This is a genomic window from Delftia sp. PX-1 (assembly GCF_055797465.1).
Window position 1 is genome coordinate 5,150,439 of the sequence record NZ_CP184763.1, and the last position, 19,177, is coordinate 5,169,615.

General features: G+C 68.0%; 17 protein-coding genes. 8 read left to right on the forward strand and 9 right to left on the reverse strand.

The genetic code is table 11. The features are described from left to right. Positions 1-10: 10 nt before the first annotated feature. From ndk to surE, 7 genes are all read right to left on the reverse strand, one after another. Positions 11-436 carry a nucleoside-diphosphate kinase gene (ndk, locus tag ACN20X_RS23570; protein WP_016447563.1) on the reverse strand — a complete coding sequence of 142 codons (426 nt, stop codon included), beginning with the start codon at positions 434-436 and terminating at the stop codon, positions 11-13. Positions 437-560: 124 nt separating this feature from the next. Continuing rightward, positions 561-1,958 carry a pseudouridine synthase gene (locus tag ACN20X_RS23575; protein WP_473209967.1) on the reverse strand — a complete coding sequence of 466 codons (1,398 nt, stop codon included), beginning with the start codon at positions 1,956-1,958 and terminating at the stop codon, positions 561-563. Continuing rightward, the gene (gene scpB, locus ACN20X_RS23580) at positions 1,955-2,872 is read right to left on the reverse strand and encodes an SMC-Scp complex subunit ScpB (protein ID WP_046984219.1); all 918 of its coding nucleotides are present in this window, start codon (positions 2,870-2,872) and stop codon (positions 1,955-1,957) included. The genes ACN20X_RS23575 and scpB overlap by 4 nt, the downstream gene beginning before the upstream one ends. Positions 2,873-2,982: 110 nt before the next feature. After that, positions 2,983-4,065, reverse strand: a complete 1,083-nt coding sequence (locus ACN20X_RS23585; protein WP_126310677.1) for an RluA family pseudouridine synthase — start codon at positions 4,063-4,065, stop codon at positions 2,983-2,985. Beyond that, positions 4,065-4,976, reverse strand: coding sequence for a peptidoglycan DD-metalloendopeptidase family protein (locus ACN20X_RS23590; protein ID WP_016447567.1), 912 nt, complete (start codon positions 4,974-4,976; stop codon positions 4,065-4,067). The genes ACN20X_RS23585 and ACN20X_RS23590 overlap by 1 nt, the downstream gene beginning before the upstream one ends. A 13-nt stretch (positions 4,977-4,989) precedes the next feature. Next, a complete protein-coding gene (locus ACN20X_RS23595; protein WP_016451286.1) occupies positions 4,990-5,778 on the reverse strand; it encodes a protein-L-isoaspartate(D-aspartate) O-methyltransferase in 789 nt (262 codons plus the stop codon). Continuing rightward, on the reverse strand, positions 5,775-6,578 hold the full coding sequence (gene surE / locus ACN20X_RS23600; protein WP_016447569.1) for a 5'/3'-nucleotidase SurE: 804 nt from the start codon (positions 6,576-6,578) through the stop codon (positions 5,775-5,777). Before surE ends, ACN20X_RS23595 begins: the two co-directional genes overlap by 4 nt. 117 nt (positions 6,579-6,695) lie before the next feature. On the opposite strand from surE, the gene ACN20X_RS23605 reads away from it, so the two are divergent. From ACN20X_RS23605 to ACN20X_RS23625, 5 genes are all read left to right on the forward strand, one after another. Further along, entirely contained in the window at positions 6,696-7,676 is a 981-nt protein-coding gene (locus ACN20X_RS23605; protein WP_016447570.1) for an NADPH:quinone oxidoreductase family protein, read from the forward strand. Between the two features lie 58 nt (positions 7,677-7,734). Further along, a complete protein-coding gene (locus ACN20X_RS23610; protein WP_043790780.1) occupies positions 7,735-9,333 on the forward strand; it encodes a GGDEF domain-containing protein in 1,599 nt (532 codons plus the stop codon). Positions 9,334-9,393: 60 nt separating this feature from the next. Next, on the forward strand, positions 9,394-11,028 hold the full coding sequence (locus ACN20X_RS23615; RefSeq protein ID WP_046984216.1) for an alkaline phosphatase D family protein: 1,635 nt from the start codon (positions 9,394-9,396) through the stop codon (positions 11,026-11,028). A 137-nt stretch (positions 11,029-11,165) separates the two neighbouring features. Further along, on the forward strand, positions 11,166-12,395 hold the full coding sequence (gene gltS / locus ACN20X_RS23620; RefSeq protein ID WP_016447573.1) for a sodium/glutamate symporter: 1,230 nt from the start codon (positions 11,166-11,168) through the stop codon (positions 12,393-12,395). Positions 12,396-12,418: 23 nt separating this feature from the next. Continuing rightward, positions 12,419-14,032, forward strand: a complete 1,614-nt coding sequence (locus ACN20X_RS23625; protein ID WP_473209968.1) for a phospholipase D-like domain-containing protein — start codon at positions 12,419-12,421, stop codon at positions 14,030-14,032. 16 nt (positions 14,033-14,048) lie between these two features. Here ACN20X_RS23625 and ACN20X_RS23630 read toward each other — a convergent pair whose 3' ends face one another. After that, positions 14,049-15,371: an NAD(P)/FAD-dependent oxidoreductase gene (locus tag ACN20X_RS23630; RefSeq protein ID WP_043790781.1), complete on the reverse strand. Its 1,323-nt coding sequence runs from the start codon at positions 15,369-15,371 to the stop codon at positions 14,049-14,051. Positions 15,372-15,768: 397 nt separating this feature from the next. On the opposite strand from ACN20X_RS23630, the gene ACN20X_RS23635 reads away from it, so the two are divergent. The 3 genes from ACN20X_RS23635 to ACN20X_RS23645 are packed head-to-tail and all read left to right on the forward strand — an operon-like array spanning position 15,769 to position 17,185. Beyond that, positions 15,769-16,044 (forward strand): ParD-like family protein, encoded by a 276-nt coding sequence (locus ACN20X_RS23635; RefSeq protein WP_016447576.1) that lies wholly within the window; start codon positions 15,769-15,771, stop codon positions 16,042-16,044. Further along, the gene (map, locus tag ACN20X_RS23640) at positions 16,041-16,847 is read left to right on the forward strand and encodes a type I methionyl aminopeptidase (RefSeq protein ID WP_473209969.1); all 807 of its coding nucleotides are present in this window, start codon (positions 16,041-16,043) and stop codon (positions 16,845-16,847) included. The genes ACN20X_RS23635 and map overlap by 4 nt, the downstream gene beginning before the upstream one ends. A 2-nt stretch (positions 16,848-16,849) precedes the next feature. Next, a complete protein-coding gene (locus ACN20X_RS23645) occupies positions 16,850-17,185 on the forward strand; it encodes an SMR family transporter (protein WP_012206837.1) in 336 nt (111 codons plus the stop codon). A gap of 27 nt (positions 17,186-17,212) precedes the next feature. Here ACN20X_RS23645 and ACN20X_RS23650 read toward each other — a convergent pair whose 3' ends face one another. After that, on the reverse strand, positions 17,213-18,859 hold the full coding sequence (locus tag ACN20X_RS23650) for an acyl-CoA synthetase (protein WP_047326759.1): 1,647 nt from the start codon (positions 18,857-18,859) through the stop codon (positions 17,213-17,215). Between the last annotated feature and the right edge of the window lie 318 nt (positions 18,860-19,177).

A 19,177-nucleotide genomic window follows, 5' to 3' on the forward strand; every position in this document is an offset into this window, starting at 1 on the left:
GACGCGGGGATCAGCGCGAGTAGACGTTCATGCCGGGGAAGAAGAATGCAACTTCCACGGCTGCAGTTTCAGCGGCGTCAGAGCCGTGCACGGCGTTGGCGTCGATGCTGTCGGCGAAGTCGGCGCGGATCGTGCCCTTCTCAGCCTTCTTGGGGTCGGTGGCGCCCATCAGTTCACGGTTCTTCAGGATGGCGTTCTCGCCTTCCAGGGCCTGGATCATCACGGGGCCGGAGATCATGAAGTCCACCAGGTCCTTGAAGAAGGGACGCTCCTTGTGGACGCCGTAGAACTGCTCGGCTTCGCCGCGCGACAGGTGCACCATCTTGGCGGCGATGACCTTCAGGCCGGCGGCCTCGAAGCGAGCGTAGATCTGGCCGATCACGTTCTTGGCAACGGCGTCGGGCTTGATGATGGAAAGAGTGCGTTCGATGGCCATTTGAATGGTTCCTAATCAGGGTTACTATGGATTTTTGTCAATTGGACAAAACCGTTGATTCTAGCTGTGCCATCAAAGTCCTTGATGACATGGTGCTGCCAAAGGGGAGGCTGACCGCCGTATTTCAGCGGCGCCCTCCCGGCTTGCGCTTGGCGTTCTGGCGTGCACGCGACAGGCTGTCGGAGCCGATGTAGCCCACCGATGTACGCATCGGATCGGGCTGCTGGCTGCCACCTGTCTTGCCACGCCCGCCTGCACCGCCCTGCCCTCTGCCCTGGCCGCCGTCCGCCTTGCCACCCTTGGCAGCGGGCTTGGCACGCGGGCCGTCCAGCATGGCATTGGGTGCCGGGCGATTGCCGTCGAAATAGCGGCCGCCGCCTTCGCGGCGGACGGTGTTGCGGTCGGCCGGGCCACCACGGCGGCCTCCGGCCGGAGGCTTGGGTGCAGCAGGCGCACGCGCCTGCATGCCTGCCGCGGAGGCCAGGGACTGGATGTCGGCCTGGTCCAGCTCCACCCAGGCGCCGCGCTTGAGGCCGCGCGGAAGCACCATGGCGCCATAGCGGATGCGGATCAGCCGGCTCACGGCATGGCCCACCGCCTCGAACATGCGGCGCACTTCGCGGTTGCGGCCTTCGGAAATGGTCACGCGGTACCAGCAGTTGGCGCCTTCGCCGCCGCCATCCTCGATGGAGCCGAAGGCGGCCACGCCGTCTTCCAGCTGCACGCCATCGGTCAGGCGCTGCTTTTCTTCCTTGCTGAGCGCGCCCAGCACGCGGGCCGCGTACTCGCGCTCCAGGCCGAAGCGCGGGTGCATCAGGGAGTTGGCCAGCTCGCCCGAGCTGGTGAACAGCAGCAGGCCTTCGGTGTTCAGGTCCAGGCGGCCAACGGACTGCCATTTGCCATGCTGCAGGCGCGGCAGCTTGCGGAACACCGTGGGGCGGTTCTGGGGATCGTCGTGCGTGACGACTTCACCCACGGGCTTGTGGTAGGCGATGACACGCGCCGGCGGCGGATCGATGCGAAAGCGGATGGGCTGGCCGTTGACCTTGATCTGGTCGCCGAACTGGATGCGCTGACCCACGTGGGCAGGCTCGTTGTTGACCGAGATGCGGCCTTCAAGAATGAGCTGCTCCATTTCAAGGCGCGATCCCAGCCCGGCCTGGGCCAGCACCTTGTGCAGCTTGGGCGAATCGACCTGGGGCAGCAGTACGCGCTTGGCAGGCGCGGCATCGTCGCGCTCTTCGGCGGCGTCGAGCTCGCCCGAGATGACGTCCGCAAAACCGTAGCCTTCGGCAGACCCTGAGTCGCTTGACTCTGATGCATCAGCCGTCACCAGCTCCTGCACGGTGTCTTCGGCAGGCACCGCCTCGGCGGCCGGGCGCGGCTTGCGCGCAGGCCTGGCGCCAGGCCGGGACTCGGCCTTGGGAGCGCGCGAGCGCGCGGGGCGGGCCTTGCGCTGTGCGCCAGCCTCGTCGGACGCCGACTGGGCGTCCTGGTCCTTGGAGATATCACTACCCATCATGGCTTTCCTTCTTCGGCCTGCAGTGCAGCGCCGTCCGTATCCGTTGTGTCTGTCGTATCCGCGGTGTCCGCTTTTTCCGCTGTGTCTGCGGTCTGCGCAGCTTCTGCGGCACTCGCGGCATCTGTCCCATCCGGTGTCTCAGCCTCGCCCGAGGGCGCCTCTGACAAGAGAGCGGCAAGGGCGTCGTCTTCACCATCCTCGACCAGCTCCGGCAGCTCCGTCTCATCGGCCTGCAACGGCACCTGATCCAGCAATTCCTCGCCCACGTCCTGCTCGCCGATGACCGGTGGCACTTCGTCGGGACCCCAGCCTTCGGTCGGCGGGGCGTCACCGGCTGGCGCACTCTCTTGCACATCAGGCTCGCCCGACTCCTCCAGCGCCTTGAACAGGCTTTGCTGGGATTCGGGCTCCTCAAGCATGGGCAACTGGTCCAGCGACTGCAGGCCCAGGTCGTCCAGAAACTGGCGCGTGGTGGCAAACAAAGAGGGCCGGCCCACGGTTTCCCGGTGGCCAATCACCTCGATCCAGCCCCGGTCTTCCAGTTGCTTGATCAGCAGGCTGTTGACCGTCACACCGCGTATGTCCTCGATATCACCGCGCGTCACCGGCTGACGGTAGGCGATGATGGCCAGCGTCTCCAGGGTCGCACGGGTGTAGCGTGGCGGCTTTTCAGGATGCAGCCGGTCCAGGTACACCCGCATCTCGGGCCGGCTCTGGAAGCGCCACCCGGACGCCACCTGCACCAGCTCCACGCCCTTTTGCGCCCAGTCCTTCTGCAGGTCCAGCAGCAGGTCCTTCAGCGTGTCGGAGCCCAGCACGTCATCGAACAGCGAGCGCAGCTCACGCAGCGTGACAGGCTGCGGCGCGCAGATCAATGCAGTTTCCAGGACCCGCTTGGCATCTACCGTATTCATGGCTCAGCGTCTCGGGAACAAAGGCGCGCGTGCCACCAGGGGTGGCAGCCAGGGTGCGCCGAATCAAAGAAGAGGAAGCAAGCGCTCCACAGATGCCATGCGAGAGATGGTCAGAGGCTTTCGGCGGGATTGTAGCTCAGCCCCCAATTTTCCAGCGCCTGCGCCATGTCGGCGGGCAGCGGCGCATGCAGCACCAGGGCCTGGCCCGTCATGGGATGGGTGAAGGCCAGCCGGAAGGCGTGCAGGGCCTGGCGCGTCATGCCGCCAGCGTCCTTGCCGCCGTAGACGGCATCGGCCACCAGCGGATGACCCAGAGAGGCCATGTGCACGCGGATCTGGTGGGTGCGGCCCGTATGCAGCGTGCAGCGCACCAGGCTGACTTCGTCGTTGCCGGCCAGCAGGTCGATGTCGGTGCGCGCGGTCTTGCCGGCATGCTGGGCCAGGTCGACCACGGCCATGCGCAGGCGGTTGCGCGGATCGCGGCCGATGGGCGCATCGACCTCGCGGTGCTTGCGCGGGCCCCAGGCCTTGTGGGCCAGCGCCAGGTACTGCCGGCTGACATCGCGTGCGGCGATCATGGCCACCAGCGCATCCATGGCGGCGCGGCTGCGCGCCACGACCATGAGGCCGCTGGTGTCCTTGTCCAGGCGGTGGACGATGCCGGCGCGCGGCACCTCGCGCGCCTTGGGGTCGCGCCCCAGCAGGCCGTTGAGCAGGGTTCCCGTCCAGTTGCCGGGCGCCGGGTGCACGACCAGGCCAGCCGGCTTGTTGACGACCAGCAGGTGCTCGTCCTCATGCACCACGTCCAGCGCCATGTCCTCGGGCTGGAAGGCCATACTCTGCTGCGTGGGCCGCATCTCCAGCACCATGCGGTCGCCGGCCGCGACCTTGGCGGAAGGCTTGCCCAGCACACGCCCGTTGAGGGTGACCGCGCCCTGCGCAAGCAGCTGCTGCAGATAGCTGCGCGAGAACTCGGCCACGCATTCAGCCAGCACCTTGTCGGCGCGCAGGCCGTGCTGGGCGGGCGGCACGGTGATTTCGCGCAGCTCGGCGGTGGTGGCCTCGACCTCGCCACCTTCGGCGTCGGCCTCGTCCTGGTCCTCGACCGATTCCGGCAGCGGTTCGCCGGGCGCAGAAGAAACAAGCCCCTGCGGGGCAGGGGCTTGTCCGGTTTGCCTGGTGCTGCGGCTCATCAGCGCGAAGGCAGGTAGCGCGAAGGATCGACAGGCTTGCCCTGGCGACGCACCTCGAAGTGCAGCTTCACGCGGTCGGCGTCGGTGCTGCCCATCTCGGCAATCTTCTGGCCCTTGCGCACAGTCTGGTCCTCCTTGACCAACAGCGTCTGGTTGTGCGCGTAGGCCGTGAGGTAGGTGTTGTTGTGCTTGAGGATGATCAGGTTGCCATAGCCACGCAGGCCGGCGCCGGCATAGACCACGCGGCCATCGGCAGCGGCCATCACGGGGTCGCCGGCCTTGCCTGCGATGTCATAGCCCTTGTTGCGCGCCTCGTCGAAGCCGGCAATCAGGCTGCCCGAGGCAGGCCAGATGAAGTCCACATCGTCGGCGCCCTTGCCGGCTGCGGGTGCAGGAGCCGGTGCCGGGGTCGGCGCGGGTGCAGGCGTTGCGGTGGAGCTGCCAGACGATGCCGAGGATGCCACGGGCGGCAGCGGCGTTGCCACCACCGGCGAGCCGCTGGGCGTGGAAGAGGAGGACGAGGACGACGACGAAGAACGTGTGCTGCCGCTGTCCGAACTTGCCATGGACGAGCTGGTCGGCGGCACGACGCGAACCACCTGACCGACTTCGATCAGGTTAGGGTTCTCCAGATTGTTCCAGCGCGCGATGTCCTTCCAGCTCTGGCCGGTCTCCAGGCCGATGCGGATCAGCGTGTCACCAGGCTTGATGGTGTAGTAGCCGGGCTTGCCGGCGTTCTCGACGCCGGGCAGCGGCTTGACGGCCGCCGATGGCGAGGAAGAGGTGGAAGTGGAGGTGGATGTTCCGCGGTCCTCCACGGGAGCCCTGTTCACTTGGGATGTGCAGCCTGCCAGAACCATGCCGGCCAGCACCACCGTTCCCCAAGCCCCAAGACTTCGCGATACCAACATAAGTTATTCCCTTCTAGGCGATGCCCGATTTTAGGGGGACAAAGTTCACGGCCTCCAAAATCGATTGCGTAAACCCGTGTGAACTCTTGTCAATCACCAGCAGTGCCTGCTTACCCCCCGTAACCACCATGGGCGCGACAAGCCGCCCGCCCACGGCCAACTGGTCGCACCAGGCCGAGGGCATGCTCTCGCCGCCGGCGGCCGAGATGATGCCCGCGTACGGAGCGCCGCTGCCATAGCCTTCCATGCCGTCTCCAAAGATCAGATGGACATTGGTCAGGCGCCAGGGCCGCAGGTTGCTGCGCGCTTTCTCGTGCAGGCCGCGCAGGCGCTCGATCGAATAGACCTCGCGTGCCACGCGCGCCAGCACGGCCGCCTGGTAGCCGCAGCCGGTGCCGATCTCCAGCACGCGGCCCAGGCCCGACTTCGCGGCCTCCGAACCCAGCAGCAGCTCGGTCATGCGGGCGACCACGCTGGGCTTGGAGATCGTCTGGCCCAGACCGATGGGCAGGCTGGTGTCCTCATAGGCCTGGTTGACCAGGGCGCTGTCCACGAAGCGGTGGCGCTCCACCGCTCCCATGGCAGCGAGCACGGCCGGCGACTGGATGCCGGTGGCGGCCAGTCGCTGCACCATGCGCGCGCGCACGGCGGCCGAATCCATGCCGATGCCCGAGGGCTGTTGCGGGGCACGGGCGGCGGCGGTGGCCAGCGCGGAGCGCGCGGGCACCGCGCGCGAGGCCGGCGCAGGGTTCTGCACCGAGCGCGCCACCCACGAGGGAACTCCGGTACGGCGCTCGCTCACGGTTGCACCGCCCCGCCCTGGGCAGGCAGCACGGCCTGACTGGCCGATGCCAGCCTGGCCGCCGTCTGCGCCCAGTAGCCCAGGTTGTCATGGTCGGTCAGGTCCACCTTCAGCGGCGTGACAGACATGTGGCCGTGGGACGTGGCGTGGAAGTCCGTGCCCTCCGAGTCATCCATGGCCGCGCCTGCGCTGCCTATCCAATACATCATTTCGCCGCGCGGGCTCTCCTGGGTGATGACGCGCTCGGCCGCATGGCGGCGGCCCAGCCGGCACAGCTTGAGCGGCTTGAGCGCGGACAGCGGCATGTTGGGAATGTTCACGTTGAGCAGCCAGGGCGACAGGCCGATCAGTTCCTGCGACTGCATGTCCATGACCAGCTGGCGTGCGGCGGCGGCGGCGGCCTCGATCTCGGACCAGCCCTTGTCCACCTGGGAGAAGGCAATGGCGGGAATGCCGAAAAGAAAGCCCTCCATGGCCGCGCCGACGGTGCCCGAGTAGATGGTGTCGTCGCCCATGTTGGCGCCGTTGTTGATGCCGGAGACCACCAGGTCGGGCCGGTAGCCCAGCAGGCCGGTCAGGGCGATGTGCACGCAGTCTGCCGGCGTGCCGTTGACATAGCGGAAACCGTTGTGGGCCTGGTGCACGTACAGCGGTGCATTCAGCGTCAGGGCGTTGGACTTGGCACTGTTGTTGTGCTCCGGCGCCACCACCTCGACGTCTGCCACCGTGCGCAGCGCCTCGTACAAGGCCTGGATGCCGGGCGCCTGGTAGCCGTCGTCGTTACAAATGAGAATCTTCATGGATACAGCAGGGATTGCGGGCGATTGTAGGCGGGCGTCTCGTCGCCCGAGGGACAGGAGGCATTCCCGCCACACTCCTATCATCGGCCAGGCATTCAATCACAGGAGACAACCACCATGCACGCTTGGCTTTGCACAACGCCCACGGGCGTCGATCAACTGCAGTGGACGCAGCTGCCCACACCCGCACCGGGCCCTGGACAGGTACTGCTCGAAGTGAAGGCGGCCAGCCTGAACTTTCCCGATCTGCTGATCGTGCAGAACAAGTACCAGATGAAGCCTGAGCTGCCGTTCGTGCCGGGTTCGGAATACGCGGGCGTGGTCCAGGCCGTGGGCGAAGGCGTGAGCCACCTCAGCGTGGGCCAGCGCGTGGCCTGCCTGTCGGGCACCGGGGGCTTTGGCACCCATACGCTGGCACCGGCCGCGCTGTGCATGCCGCTGCCCGATGGATTCAGCTTCGTCGATGCAGCGGCCTTCATCATGACCTATGCCACCTCGCACCATGCGCTGATCGACCGTGGCCAGCTGCGCGAGGGCGAGACCGTGCTGGTGCTGGGCGCGGCAGGCGGCGTGGGCACGGCCGCCATCCAGATCGCCAAGGCGGCAGGCGCACGCGTGATCGCGGCAGCCTCCACCGACGAAAAGTGCGCGCTGTGCAAGGCACAGGGCGCCGATGCCACCATCAACTACAGCCAGGGCGACCTGCGCGCGGCCATCAAGGAGGCCACCGACGGCAAGGGCCCCGACGTGGTCTACGACCCCGTGGGCGGCGACTTCGCCGAGCCTGCCTTCCGCTCCATCGCCTGGCGCGGCCGCTATCTGATCGTGGGCTTTGCCGCAGGCCCCATCCCGGCCCTGCCGCTGAACCTGCCGCTGCTCAAGGGCGCATCGCTGGTGGGCGTCTTCTGGGGCGAGTTCTCCCGGCGCGAGCCCAAGGCCAACGCGGCCATGATGCAGGAGCTGGCCCAGTGGTACGGCCAGGGAAAGATCAAGCCCGTGATCGACCGCACCATGCCCATGGCCGAGCTGCACGCGGCCTACGCACGCATGGGATCGCGCCAGGTCCAGGGCAAGCTGGTCATGGTCAACGAGCAGTGAACCGGGCGCCGGCCATGCCACACTGGAGGGCATTGCATTTTGAAACAACTGCCCACCCATGGCCGAGCGCTCCGCTTCCGAACTGGCACGCGAAACCCTGCGGCAACTGGCGCTGAACCGCCTGCCGCCCACCCCGGAAAACTACACCCGCCTCTATGAGCAGGCAGCCGGCGAGCCCGGCCCCGCCAGCTTTCCCCAGGGGCCGCTGCGCCACGTCCATGCGCTTTTGCCTGCGCAGACGCCCGGACAGAAGCGCCTGCGCGACCAGTTGGGCGCCGCCATAGAACGCAGCGACTGGCAGGGCCTGCAGCAGGTCATCACCGCCTATGCCAACGCGGCCCTGCAGCCGCCAACCCATGAGGCCAGGCCCGTGGAATTGCCCGTGCCGCCGCCCCTGCAGGCTTTGCCCGAGGATCTGACGCAGCAGCTGGCGCGGCGCTTCGAGGCCTTCTTTGCGCTGCTGAACACCCAGGAAGCCAAGACCCGGCAACTGCATCAGCAGCTCATGGAACAGCTGCAGGCACCGCCCGTGGACGCCAAGGCCCTGGCGCGGCGCCTGCATGACCAGCACTACCAGCTGTCGTTCTCCATTGCCGACCAGCTCCAGGTCCTGCAGCTGGTGCAGGAGCTGCTGCAGACCCTGATCCAGCATCTGGCCCAGGACCCCACGCACGGCAGCTGGCTGGTGCCGCAGCTCACGGCCATCGAGCAGGCCATCACGCCGCCGCTGTCACCCGCGCCCCTGGTGGATGCGCGGCGCGAGCTGCAGACCGTGATCCACCGGCGCATGCAGCTGCAGGACGGCATGGCCGCCGCGCAGCAGGCGCTCAAGGACATGCTGGGCGGCTTCGTCCAGCATCTGGCAAAGATCACGAGCAGCAACGAAACACTGGGCGCCCGCATGGAGGAAGCCGCGCGCCAGCTGGACGGCATCCAGCGCCTGGAGGATGCCGCCCCGCTGCTGCAACAGGTGCTGGAGGCCACCCGCACCATGGCCGCCGGCAGCCGCGTGGCCCAGGAAGAGCTGCAATCGCTGCGCAGCCATGTCGATGCCTGCGAGGCGCGCATAGAGGCCCTGCAGCAGGAACTGGACGAGGCCGCGCGCCGTGCACGCCACGATCCGCTGACCGGCCAGCTCAACCGCCTGGGTGTGAGCGAGGCGCTGGACCGCGAGGTGGCGCGCGCCCAGCGCCATGGCCAGCCGCTGAGCGTTGCCCTGCTCGACATGGACGGCATGCAGGCCCTCAATGCCGAGCTGGGGCATGCCATGGGCGATGCCGCCCTCATCCATGTGGCCCAGCTGGCACGCCAGGGACTGCGTCCCGAGGACGTGGTGGGCCGATACGAGGGCCAGGCCTTCGTGCTGCTGCTGCCCCAAACACCGGAGACTGCGGGCGCCCAGGCGCTGCAGCGCCTGCTGCAGCTGCTGGAGCAGACGCCTTTGCCAGCCTCTTCGCAGACGCCAGGCCAGCCGGCCCCCCGGCCATTGAGCTTCAGTGCGGGCGTGGCCCAGCTGCAAAGCCACGAAAACGGCATGGACGTGCTGCGCCGCGCGGATACCGCCATGCTGCAGGCCAAGGAGCGCGGCAAGCACAGCATTGCCACGGCATCAGGCGCACAATGGCAGCCAGTTGGAAATGCAGGCGCCGGCCTTTGATCCACCGAGGCCACGCTCCGTATCTCCCCGCTTTCTTGCGCCACCTGCCCCCGAACCGCCATGCCCCTGCCCTTCAGCGCCCCCGTCCCTGCACCGCGGCGCCAGTTTCTGGTCGCAGCGGGCCTGGCCACGGCACTGGGCCAGTTGCCCGCCTGGGCCCGCCTGGGCGAGCGGCCTGCGCACAACCCCTTCACGCTGGGCGTGGCCAGCGGCGACCCCGAACCCGACAACGTGCTGCTGTGGACGCGGCTGACGCCGCCGCTTGCACAGCTGGGCGAGACCGACACCACGGCCATGCCTGCGCTCAAGATCCGCTGGGAGCTGGCGCACGACCCGCTGTTCCGCCAGATCGTGCGCAGCGGCGAGGCCATGGCCCAGCCCGAATGGGGCCACGGCGTGCATGTGCAGGTGGGAGGGCTGGCGCCTGACCGCTGGTACCACTACCGCTTCATGCTGGGCCAGGCCGTGAGCAGCACGGGCCGCTGCCGCACGGCGCCCGCGCCCGGCAGCCTGCCCCAGCGGCTGCGCCTGGCCTATGCCTCCTGCCAGCGCTGGGAGCACGGCTACTACGCGGCCTGGCGCCAGGTGGTGCAGGACGCGCCGGACCTGGTGCTCTTCCTGGGCGACTACATCTACGAGTACGCCACGCCCGCCATGACGCTGGGCCTGGCCCGCACCCACAACCTGCGGGCCGCGCAAAGCCTGCAGGATTACCGGGACCGCTACGCCCTGCACAAGAGCGACCCGCTGCTGCAGGCAGCGCACGCCATGTGCAACTGGTCCGTGGGCTGGGACGACCATGAGGTGGAGAACAACTACGCCGGCGACCAGGGCCAGGGCGATGCCGGGCGCTTCCTGGCCCGGCGCATGGCTGCCTGGCAGGCCTTCTACGAGAACATGCCGCTGCGCGCCAGCGCGCTGACCGGCGCGGGCGCCCAGCATGGCGGCGGCGGGCTGCAGCTGTACCGCAGCCTGCAGTGGGGCCGGCTGGCCCGGCTGCATTTTCTGGACGGCCGCCAGTACCGCAGCGCCCAGGCCTGCCGCGCCGAGGGAGCGGCAGACAAGGGCAGCGTGCGCCCTGCGCAATGCGCAGCCCTGTCGGATACGGCGCGCAGCTTCCTGGGCTGGACGCAGGAGCAGTGGCTGTACCGCCAGCTGGCCGAAGATGCCCGCCAGCATGCAAGCGAGGGGCCGCGCTGGAGCATCCTGGCCCAGCCCACCCTGGTGTCCGCGCACCGGCCGCCCTCGGGATCGCAGGCCACGGACAGCTGGGACGGCTACCCGGCCGCGCGCCAGCGCCTGGTGCGCCACCTCACGCCGGGCGCCCAGCCCACGCCGCGCAACAGCGTGCTGCTGGGCGGCGACCTGCACCAGAACTATGTCTGTGCCGTGCACGCAGACCCCGAGGCCGCGCCCGAGCGGCGCAATCCCGTCGTGGCCAGCGAGTTCTGCAGCACCTCCATCACCTCGCGCAGCGGCACCACCCAGGCCAAGGTCGATGCCATCGTCGACCACAACCCGCAGGTGCTGTACGCACGCTGCGAGGAACGCGGCTACGGGCTGGCCGACATCACGCCCGAGCGCTGGACCAGCGAGCTGCGCGCCGTGGCCAACCCGATGCGAGCCGACAGCCGCATCTACACGCTGGCCCGCTTCACCGTCGAGGACAGGCGGCCCGGCCCCGTAGCCAGCTGACAGGGCACTGACGCAGGGCACGACCAAAGGGCACTTTCAGCAGGCCTGGCAATCAGTGGCTATCCTGACATCGCCCCCCGGCATGCCGCCTATCGTATGGTGCGCTGCCTTGCCCCGCCCACCGGAACACGGAAGCCATGCACCTGACTTTCAGCGCCTACTACACCCTGATCTTCGCCGCCCTCGTCCTTTTGCTGGGCAAATGGCTGGTACGGCACCTGCGCCTGCTGCGCGAATTCAACATCCCCGAGCCCGTGGCCGGCGGCCTGGTCGTGGCCGTCGCCCTGTTCGTGCTCAACCAGACCCTGGGCTGCACCTTCAGCTTCAGCAGCGAGCTGCAGATGGCCTTCATGCTGGTGTTTTTCTCGTCCATCGGGCTGAGCGCCAATTTCGCCAAGCTGCGCGAAGGCGGCCGTTCGCTGCTGCTGTTCCTGGCCGTGGTCGCCGTCTTCATCAGCCTGCAGGATCTGGTCGGCGTGAGCCTGGCCAAGATGCTCGGGCTCGATCCGCTGTTCGGGCTGATCGCAGGCTCCGTCACCCTGACGGGCGGCCATGGCACGGCAGGTGCCTGGGGCCAGGTTTTCGAGCGCGAATACGGCATCCAGGGCGCGGTCACCCTGGGCATTGCCTGTGCCACCTTCGGACTGGTGATCGGCGGCCTGATCGGCGGCCCGCTGGCCAAGGCCCTGATCACGCGCCGCAGGCTTGCCGTGCATGACCCCGCAGCCGCCCCCGAAAAACAGCCCCCGCTGGGCGAAAGCGCAAGCCACGGCGGCTTCGAGAACCCCGAGCAGACGCGCCTGATCACCACCAGCGCGGCCATAGAAACACTGGCTCTGTTCGCGGGCTGCCTGGGCTTTGCCGAGTTCATGACGCAATTCACCGCCGGCACCCTGTTCTCCCTGCCCACCTTCGTCTGGGCGCTGGCCGGTGGCGTCCTGATCCGCAACACGCTGGACTATGTCTTTCACTTCCAGGTATTCGACCGGGCCATCGACGTCTTCGGCAATGCCTCGCTGTCCATCTACCTAGCCATGGCCCTGCTGTCGCTCAAGCTGTGGGAGCTGGCGGGGCTGGCGGCACCGCTGATGGTGATCCTGGCGGCCCAGACGCTGGTCATGGGCCTGTATGCCGCGCTGGTGACCTTCCGCATCATGGGCAGCAACTACGATGCAGCCGTGCTGGCCGCCGGCCACTGCGGTTTCGGCATGGGTGCCACGCCCACGGCCGTGGCCAATATGCAGGCCATCACCAACCAGTACGGCCCATCGCACAAGGCCTTTCTCATCGTCCCTATGGTGGGCGCCTTCTTCGTCGACATCGTCAATGCCACCGTGATCCAGCTGTTCATACGCTGGCTGCACTGACCACCACGAACACCGAACGCACCATGCCCCTGCTGCGCCGTGCCCTTGCCGCCACCCAGGCGCTCGTCCTGACCCTGCTGCTGGCAGGCTGCAGCCTGCCGCCCCTGGCCGGCCGCAGCGAATCCACGGCACTGCCGCCCGAGGCCGCCCAGGCCACGCTGCTGGGCCAGGCGCTGGCACCGCTGCTGGACCAGCATCCGGGGCTCACCGCAATCCACGCGCTGTCCGACGCACGCAATGCCTACGCCGCGCGCGCCCTGCTGGCCCGCGTGGCGCAGCGTACGCTGGATGTGCAGTACTACATCTGGCGCGGCGACACCACGGGCCACCTGCTGCTCGACGAACTGCGCCGCGCCGCCGACCGGGGCGTGCGCGTTCGCCTGCTGCTGGACGACGGCGGCACGGCAGGACTGGACACCCAGCTCGGCGCCCTGGACCAGCATCCGCAGATCGAGGTGCGGCTGTTCAACCCCTTTGCCCAGCGCACGCCCAAGGCGCTGGGCTATGTCACGGATTTCTCGCGCACCCAGCGGCGCATGCACAACAAGAGCTTCACGGCCGACAGCCAGGCCAGCATCGTGGGCGGACGCAACATAGGCGACGAGTACTTCGCGGCCACCGACGGCGTGCTGTTCGCCGACCTGGACGTGGTGGCCATGGGGCCGGTGGTGGCCGACATTTCACATGCTTTCGACCAGTACTGGGCCAGCGCGTCGGCCTATCCCGCGGCCAGCCTGCTGCCGCCGCTGCCCGACTATGCGGTGGCGCGCGCCTACGAGGCCCTGGCCACCGAAGTGCAGCGCCCCGAAGCCCAGGCCTATGTGCGCGCCGTGGCGCAAAGCCCGTTCACGCGCGAGCTGCTGGCCGGCCGCCTGCCACTGCAATGGGCCCGCGCCACCCTGGTCAGCGACGACCCGGCCAAGGTGCTGGGCCAGGTGCCCAAGGAGGGCCTGCTGATCACCCAGCTGACCCCGGCCATCGGCCAGCCACAGCGCCAGCTGGACCTGGTCTCGCCCTACTTCGTGCCCACCGAGGCCGGCGTGCGCGCCCTGGCCGGCCTGCGCCGCCAGGGCATTGCCGTGCGCGTGCTCACCAACAGCCTGGAGGCGACCGACGTGGCCGTGGTCCATGCCGGCTATGCCCGCTACCGGCGCCCGCTGATCGAGGAAGGCGTGCAGCTGTACGAGCTGCGCCGGCAGATCGGCAGGCAGGACGACGAACCCAGCCCAGGCCCGCGTTCGCCCGCAGCGGCATCGGCAGGGAAAGCGGGGGTGGGCTCAGGCAGCCGCCCCGGCAGCTCGGGCTCAAGCCTGCATGCGAAGACTTTTGCGGTCGATGGCGAGCGCATCTTCGTGGGCTCGTTCAACTTCGACCCGCGCTCGGCCCACCTCAACACCGAGATGGGCCTGCTGATCGACAGCCCCGAGATGGCTTCGCAGATGAGCCGCATGCTTGACCAGAGCCTGCCGTCCGCCGCCTACCACGTGCAGATCGATGCACAGGGCCGCCTGAGCTGGACCACGGAAAGCGGCACGCCGCCTGCGCCACTCACCACCACCACCGAGCCCGGCAGCAGTGCATTCAAGCGCCTGATGCTGCGCTTGCTGGGCTGGCTGCCCATCGAGGGGCTGCTTTGATGCCGGGCCCGGCCGCTCAGTCCAGCCGGATCGACGGGCGCAGGCGCGAATTCATCAAATCGATCAGCCACAGCAGCCCGCCGCGCCAAAAGCCGTAGATGCGGGCCTGGTGCGAGCGGTACAGCATGATGTGGCTCAGCATGGCCATGCGCCCGCGGATCACGCCGCCGTTGAACAGGCCGAATTTGCCCAGCGATCCATAGGCGTCGTAATGGGCCAGCGACACCAGGGCGCCAAAGTCGCGGTAGGCAAAGCCTTCGGGGCGGAAACCCGGCTCCTTCAGCAGGCGCGGCAGCGTCTCCACCAGATAGCGGGCCTGCTGGTGCGCCACCTGGGCGGTGGGCGGCAGCGGCACGCTGGCCCCGGGCAGGGTGAAGCTGGCGCAATCCCCCACGGCGTAGACATGGGGGTCGCTGGTCTGCAACTGGCCGTTGACCTTGAGCTGGTTGCCTTGCGTGGTCTCCAGTCCCAGCTGCGCCAGGAAGGCCGGGGCCTTCACGCCCGCCGCCCAGACACGCAGGCCTGCGGGGACGAACTCGCCGCTGGCCAGCACGAACCCCTCTTCGCTGGCCGACTGCACGCGGCCGTTGACGATCACCGAAACGCCCAGGGCCTGCAGCCGCAGGCGCGTGGCTTCGGAAATCTCTTCAGGAAAACCGGGCAGCAGGCGCGGCCCGGCCTCGATCAGCACGATGCCGAAGCGCGCGGCCTCGCCCAGCGCGCCGTAGGCCCGGGCGCTCTCGGCCAGCTGCACCAGCTCTGCCGCCAGTTCCACGCCCGTGGCGCCGCCGCCCACGATGGCCACGCGCAGCTGCTCGCCGCTGGTCATGCAGCGCACCATGCGCAGGCGGATCTCGCTGTTGAAGGCATCGGCCTTGCGGCGCGAGTCGATCATGAAGCAGTGCTCGTCCACGCCCGGCGTGCCGAAATCATTGGCGCCGCTGCCCACGGCGATCACCAGCCTGTCGTAGGCAATACGCCGGCCCGGCACGATCTCGCGGCCATCGGGCGCCTCGATGGGGGCCAGCAGCACCTCGCGGGCCTCGCGGTCCAGGCCGCACATTTCGCCGGGCTGGTAGGCAAAGCTGGCGTCGCTGGCCTGGGCCAGGTAGGTGGTCTGCTGCTGGGCCAGGTCGCGCGTGCCGGCCGCAATGGTGTGCAGCATGGGCTTCCAGACATGGGCCGAATCGCTGTCCACCAGGGTCACCGAGCCGATGGCCCCCGTGCGCCCCTTGCCCAGCGCCGTGGCAATCTCCAGCCCCGCCACGCCACCGCCCACGACGACGATGCGCGCCCCGCCCGATGCCGTTGCCGAACCCGCTTCTTGTTCCTTGCCCATTGCTGCTCCCTGCCGGAAGGCCCGGCCGGCCGCACCATGCGCCGGCTTGCAGGACATTCGCTTCCAGACAGTCTTGATTCTTGTCAGTTTGGGTAGCAGGCGACTTGCTAGGGGTAAGCCCCAGATCTGCAACAGATATCTGATAGAAGACCGCCGATCACACCGAGCAGGGTCTTGTACAGGACCGCGCCGCAGGAAAAACATCACCTCTGTCGGAGGGCCAGCCGGACCTGATCATTGCGCTATCAACACAAGAGCATCCGCCCCGTCCGTCACGCAGCATCGCCGACGACATGACGGCCTGCATCTGCAGGCCTGCACGAATGCCCCGCTGCCGGGCCCGCGATTTGCGATTGTCAATATACGAAACGTATATTCCCCGTATGATCGCCACCCCATGGGAATCGTCAAAATATCCGACCAATTGCACGACCAGATCCGCCTGTCCAGCGCGGCCCTGGGTCGATCCATCAACGCCCAGGCCGAGCATTGGCTGCGTGTCGGCCAGTTGGCCGAACACCATCCCCATCTCGACTACGCAGGCATCTGCGCCCTGCTGCTGCAAGAGGCCGCGGCCACGCTGAAGCTGGGCGAGCCCGAAGCGGCGCCGGCTCCCGCCGATACGGCAGCGCGCCGCCCGCGCCCCGTGCGCCTGTCGGAAGGCCTGCAATGAGGGGCGCCAAGCTGCGCAGCGTCCCGCTGCACGATGCCCTCGATATCGGGCAATCACGCAAGGCCGGTGGCCTGGCCGCCCGCGTCCTGCAGATGCTGGTGCCCCACGTGCAGCCAGGCGTCAGCACCGAGCACCTGGACAGGCTCTGCCATGACTTCATCGTCGACGAACTGCGCTGCGTGCCCACCAATGTGGGCTACCACGGCTTTCCGAAGTCGGTCTGCACCTCGCCCAACCACGTCGTCTGCCACGGCATCCCCGACGCCCGTCAGATCCTGCGCGAGGGCGACATCCTCAATGTCGATGTGGCCGTGACCACGCCCGAGGGCTGGATCGGCGACACCAGTCGCATGTACTACGTGGGCCAGCCCTCCAACCAGGCGCGCCGCCTGGTGGAGACCACCTACGAGGCCCTGCTGGCCGGTATCCGCGCCGTGCGCCCCGGCGCCACGCTGGGCGACATCGGCCATGCCATCCAGACCGTGGCCCAGCGCGAGCGCTTCAGCGTGGTGCGCGAGTACTGCGGCCACGGCATCGGCAAGGTCTACCACGACGACCCCCAGGTGCTGCATTACGGCCAGCCCGGCCAGGGCATGGTGCTGGAGGCCGGCATGATCTTCACCATCGAGCCCATGCTCAACGCTGGCAAGGCTGCCACGCGCGAACTGGCCGACGGCTGGACGGTGATCACCAACGACAAGTCGCTGTCCGCCCAGTGGGAGCACATGGTGGTGGTGACCGACACGGGCTTCGACGTGCTCACGCGCTGGCCCGAGGGCACGGGCAACTACGCGGCCATCTGAGCATGGCGTCCAACTACCTGTACCTGGGCCTGGCCATCGTCGCTGAGGTGGCGGCCACCTCCTGCCTCAAGCAGTCCGAAGGCTTCACGCGGCTGTGGCCCAGCGTGGTCACGGTCCTGGGCTACGCGCTGGCCTTCTACTTCCTGTCGCTGACGCTGCGCACGGTGCCCACGGGCGTGGCCTATGCGATCTGGTCGGGCGCGGGCATCGTGCTGATCTCCCTGGTCGGATGGCTCTGGCAGGGCCAGACGCTGGACCTGCCCGCGCTGGCGGGCATGGGCCTGATCGTGGCGGGCGTGCTGGTCATCCAGCTGTTTTCCAAGACGGCCGGACACTGAGCCGCTGCCCGCGCTGCGGCCTGGCCCTCAGCCCGTGATGGCCTGGACCGACCCGGCCTGGCGGCGCAGTTCGAACTTCTGGATCTTGCCCGTGCTGGTCTTGGGCAGCTCGCCAAAGACCACGGCGCGCGGCACCTTGTAGCCGGCCAGGTGCTTCTTGCAGTGGGCCACGATGTCTTCGGCCGTGGTCTGCGCGCCGGCCTTCAGTTCGATGAAGGCGCAGGGCGTCTCGCCCCACTTGGGATCGGGCTTGGCCACCACGGCGGCGGCCAGCACGGCCGGGTGGCGGTAGAGCACGTCCTCTACCTCGATGGACGAGATGTTCTCGCCGCCCGAGATGATGATGTCCTTGCTGCGGTCCTTGATCTGTATATAGCCGTCCGGATGCTGCACGGCCAGGTCGCCCGTGTGGAACCAGCCGCCGCGGAAGGCCTCGTCCGTGGCCTGCGGGTTCTTCAGGTAACCCTTCATGGCGATGTTGCCCTGGAACATGATCTCGCCCATGGTCTGGCCGTCATGGGGCACGGGTTCCATGGTCTCGGGATCGAGCACGCTGGCCGAGCGCTGCAGGTGGTAGCGCACGCCCTGGCGGGAATTGAGGCGCGCGCGTTCGCCGATGTCCAGCCCATCCCAGGCTGCGTGCTTGGCGCAGACCGTGGCCGGGCCGTAGACCTCGGTCAGGCCGTAGACATGGGTGATGTCGAAGCCCAGCTGCTCCATGCCCTCGATCATCGAGGCCGGCGGCGCCGCGCCCGCCACCATGGCCTTGACTCCGGCGGGCACGCCCTCCTTCATGGCGGCCGGCGCGTTGACCAGCAGGCCGTGCACGATGGGCGCGCCGCAGTAATGCGTGACGCCGTGGTTGCGGATGGCGTCGAAGATGGCCTGCGCCTCCACCCTGCGCAGGCAGACATTGACCCCCGCGCGCGCCGCCACCGTCCACGGAAAGCACCAGCCGTTGCAATGGAACATGGGCAGGGTCCACAGGTAGACGGCGTGCTTGGGCATGTCCCACTCCAGCACATTGCTGATGGCATTGATGGCCGCACCCCGGTGGTGGTAGACCACGCCCTTGGGGTTGCCCGTGGTGCCGCTGGTGTAGTTCAGCGCAATGGCGTCCCACTCGTCGGCGGGCAGCTGCCAGTCGAAACCGGCATCGCCGCCGGCCACGAAGTCGTCGTAGTCCAGGCTGCCCACCTGCTCGGCGGCCGGGCCGTACAGCGTGTCCTCGACCTGGATCACCAGCAGCGGCGCGCTGCGCTGGCGCAGCTTCAGCGCCTTGGCCACCACGCCCGTGAACTCCGGGTCCACGATCAGCACCTTGGCCTCGCCATGGTCCAGCATGAAGGCGATGGTTTCCGCATCCAGCCGCGTGTTCAGCGCATTGAGAACGGCGCCGGCCATGGGCACGCCGAAATGCGCCTCCACCATGGGCGGCGTATTGGGCAGCATCACGGCCACGGTGTCGTTCTTGCCCACGCCCGCCTTGTGCAGGCTGCTGGCCAGCTGGCGGCAGCGCGCATAGGTCTCGCCCCAGTTGCGGCGCAGCGTGCCGTGGACCACGGCCAGCCGCTCGGGATAGACCTCGGCCGTGCGGGCGATGAAGCCCAAGGGGCTGAGCGGCGCATGGTTGGCGCTGTTGCGGTCCAGGTGCTGGTCGTAAATGTGGGTCATCGTGGTCTCCGGTTCGCTGGGGTTCTTGGTGTGATGCAGGTCTGCCATTGCAGACTGGCGAAACCTGAAGATATAGCAAGACAGGCTTACACAAGCTTGATGCGCGACCACCGGGCGCGCCACCGCACAGGCCCGGATAACCAAAGCGGCATGCATGGTCTTTGCAGGGCATCACAACTTTCAGAATTTCATGAAAATTGAAAATACTCATGCAAAACAATCACTTGACCTGCCTGCAGGCGCGCCCCCGACTGTCCCCCAGGCGACTGCACAACCACAGTCCTCTATAAGACATCATTTATCAGATGACTCGGCCGC

Coding starts and splice junctions, on each gene's coding strand:
- ACN20X_RS23575 (WP_473209967.1), bottom strand. CDS start 1,958: ATGATGGGTAGTGATATCTCCAAGGACCAGGACGCCCAGTCGGCGTCC.
- ACN20X_RS23635 (WP_016447576.1), top strand. CDS start 15,769: ATGGGAATCGTCAAAATATCCGACCAATTGCACGACCAGATCCGCCTG.
- surE (WP_016447569.1), bottom strand. CDS start 6,578: ATGAAGATTCTCATTTGTAACGACGACGGCTACCAGGCGCCCGGCATC.
- ACN20X_RS23585 (WP_126310677.1), bottom strand. CDS start 4,065: ATGAGCCGCAGCACCAGGCAAACCGGACAAGCCCCTGCCCCGCAGGGG.
- ACN20X_RS23625 (WP_473209968.1), top strand. CDS start 12,419: ATGCCCCTGCTGCGCCGTGCCCTTGCCGCCACCCAGGCGCTCGTCCTG.
- gltS (WP_016447573.1), top strand. CDS start 11,166: ATGCACCTGACTTTCAGCGCCTACTACACCCTGATCTTCGCCGCCCTC.
- ACN20X_RS23645 (WP_012206837.1), top strand. CDS start 16,850: ATGGCGTCCAACTACCTGTACCTGGGCCTGGCCATCGTCGCTGAGGTG.
- ndk (WP_016447563.1), bottom strand. CDS start 436: ATGGCCATCGAACGCACTCTTTCCATCATCAAGCCCGACGCCGTTGCC.
- ACN20X_RS23610 (WP_043790780.1), top strand. CDS start 7,735: ATGGCCGAGCGCTCCGCTTCCGAACTGGCACGCGAAACCCTGCGGCAA.
- ACN20X_RS23615 (WP_046984216.1), top strand. CDS start 9,394: ATGCCCCTGCCCTTCAGCGCCCCCGTCCCTGCACCGCGGCGCCAGTTT.
- map (WP_473209969.1), top strand. CDS start 16,041: ATGAGGGGCGCCAAGCTGCGCAGCGTCCCGCTGCACGATGCCCTCGAT.
- ACN20X_RS23590 (WP_016447567.1), bottom strand. CDS start 4,976: ATGTTGGTATCGCGAAGTCTTGGGGCTTGGGGAACGGTGGTGCTGGCC.
- ACN20X_RS23650 (WP_047326759.1), bottom strand. CDS start 18,859: ATGACCCACATTTACGACCAGCACCTGGACCGCAACAGCGCCAACCAT.
- ACN20X_RS23630 (WP_043790781.1), bottom strand. CDS start 15,371: ATGGGCAAGGAACAAGAAGCGGGTTCGGCAACGGCATCGGGCGGGGCG.
- ACN20X_RS23605 (WP_016447570.1), top strand. CDS start 6,696: ATGCACGCTTGGCTTTGCACAACGCCCACGGGCGTCGATCAACTGCAG.
- scpB (WP_046984219.1), bottom strand. CDS start 2,872: ATGAATACGGTAGATGCCAAGCGGGTCCTGGAAACTGCATTGATCTGC.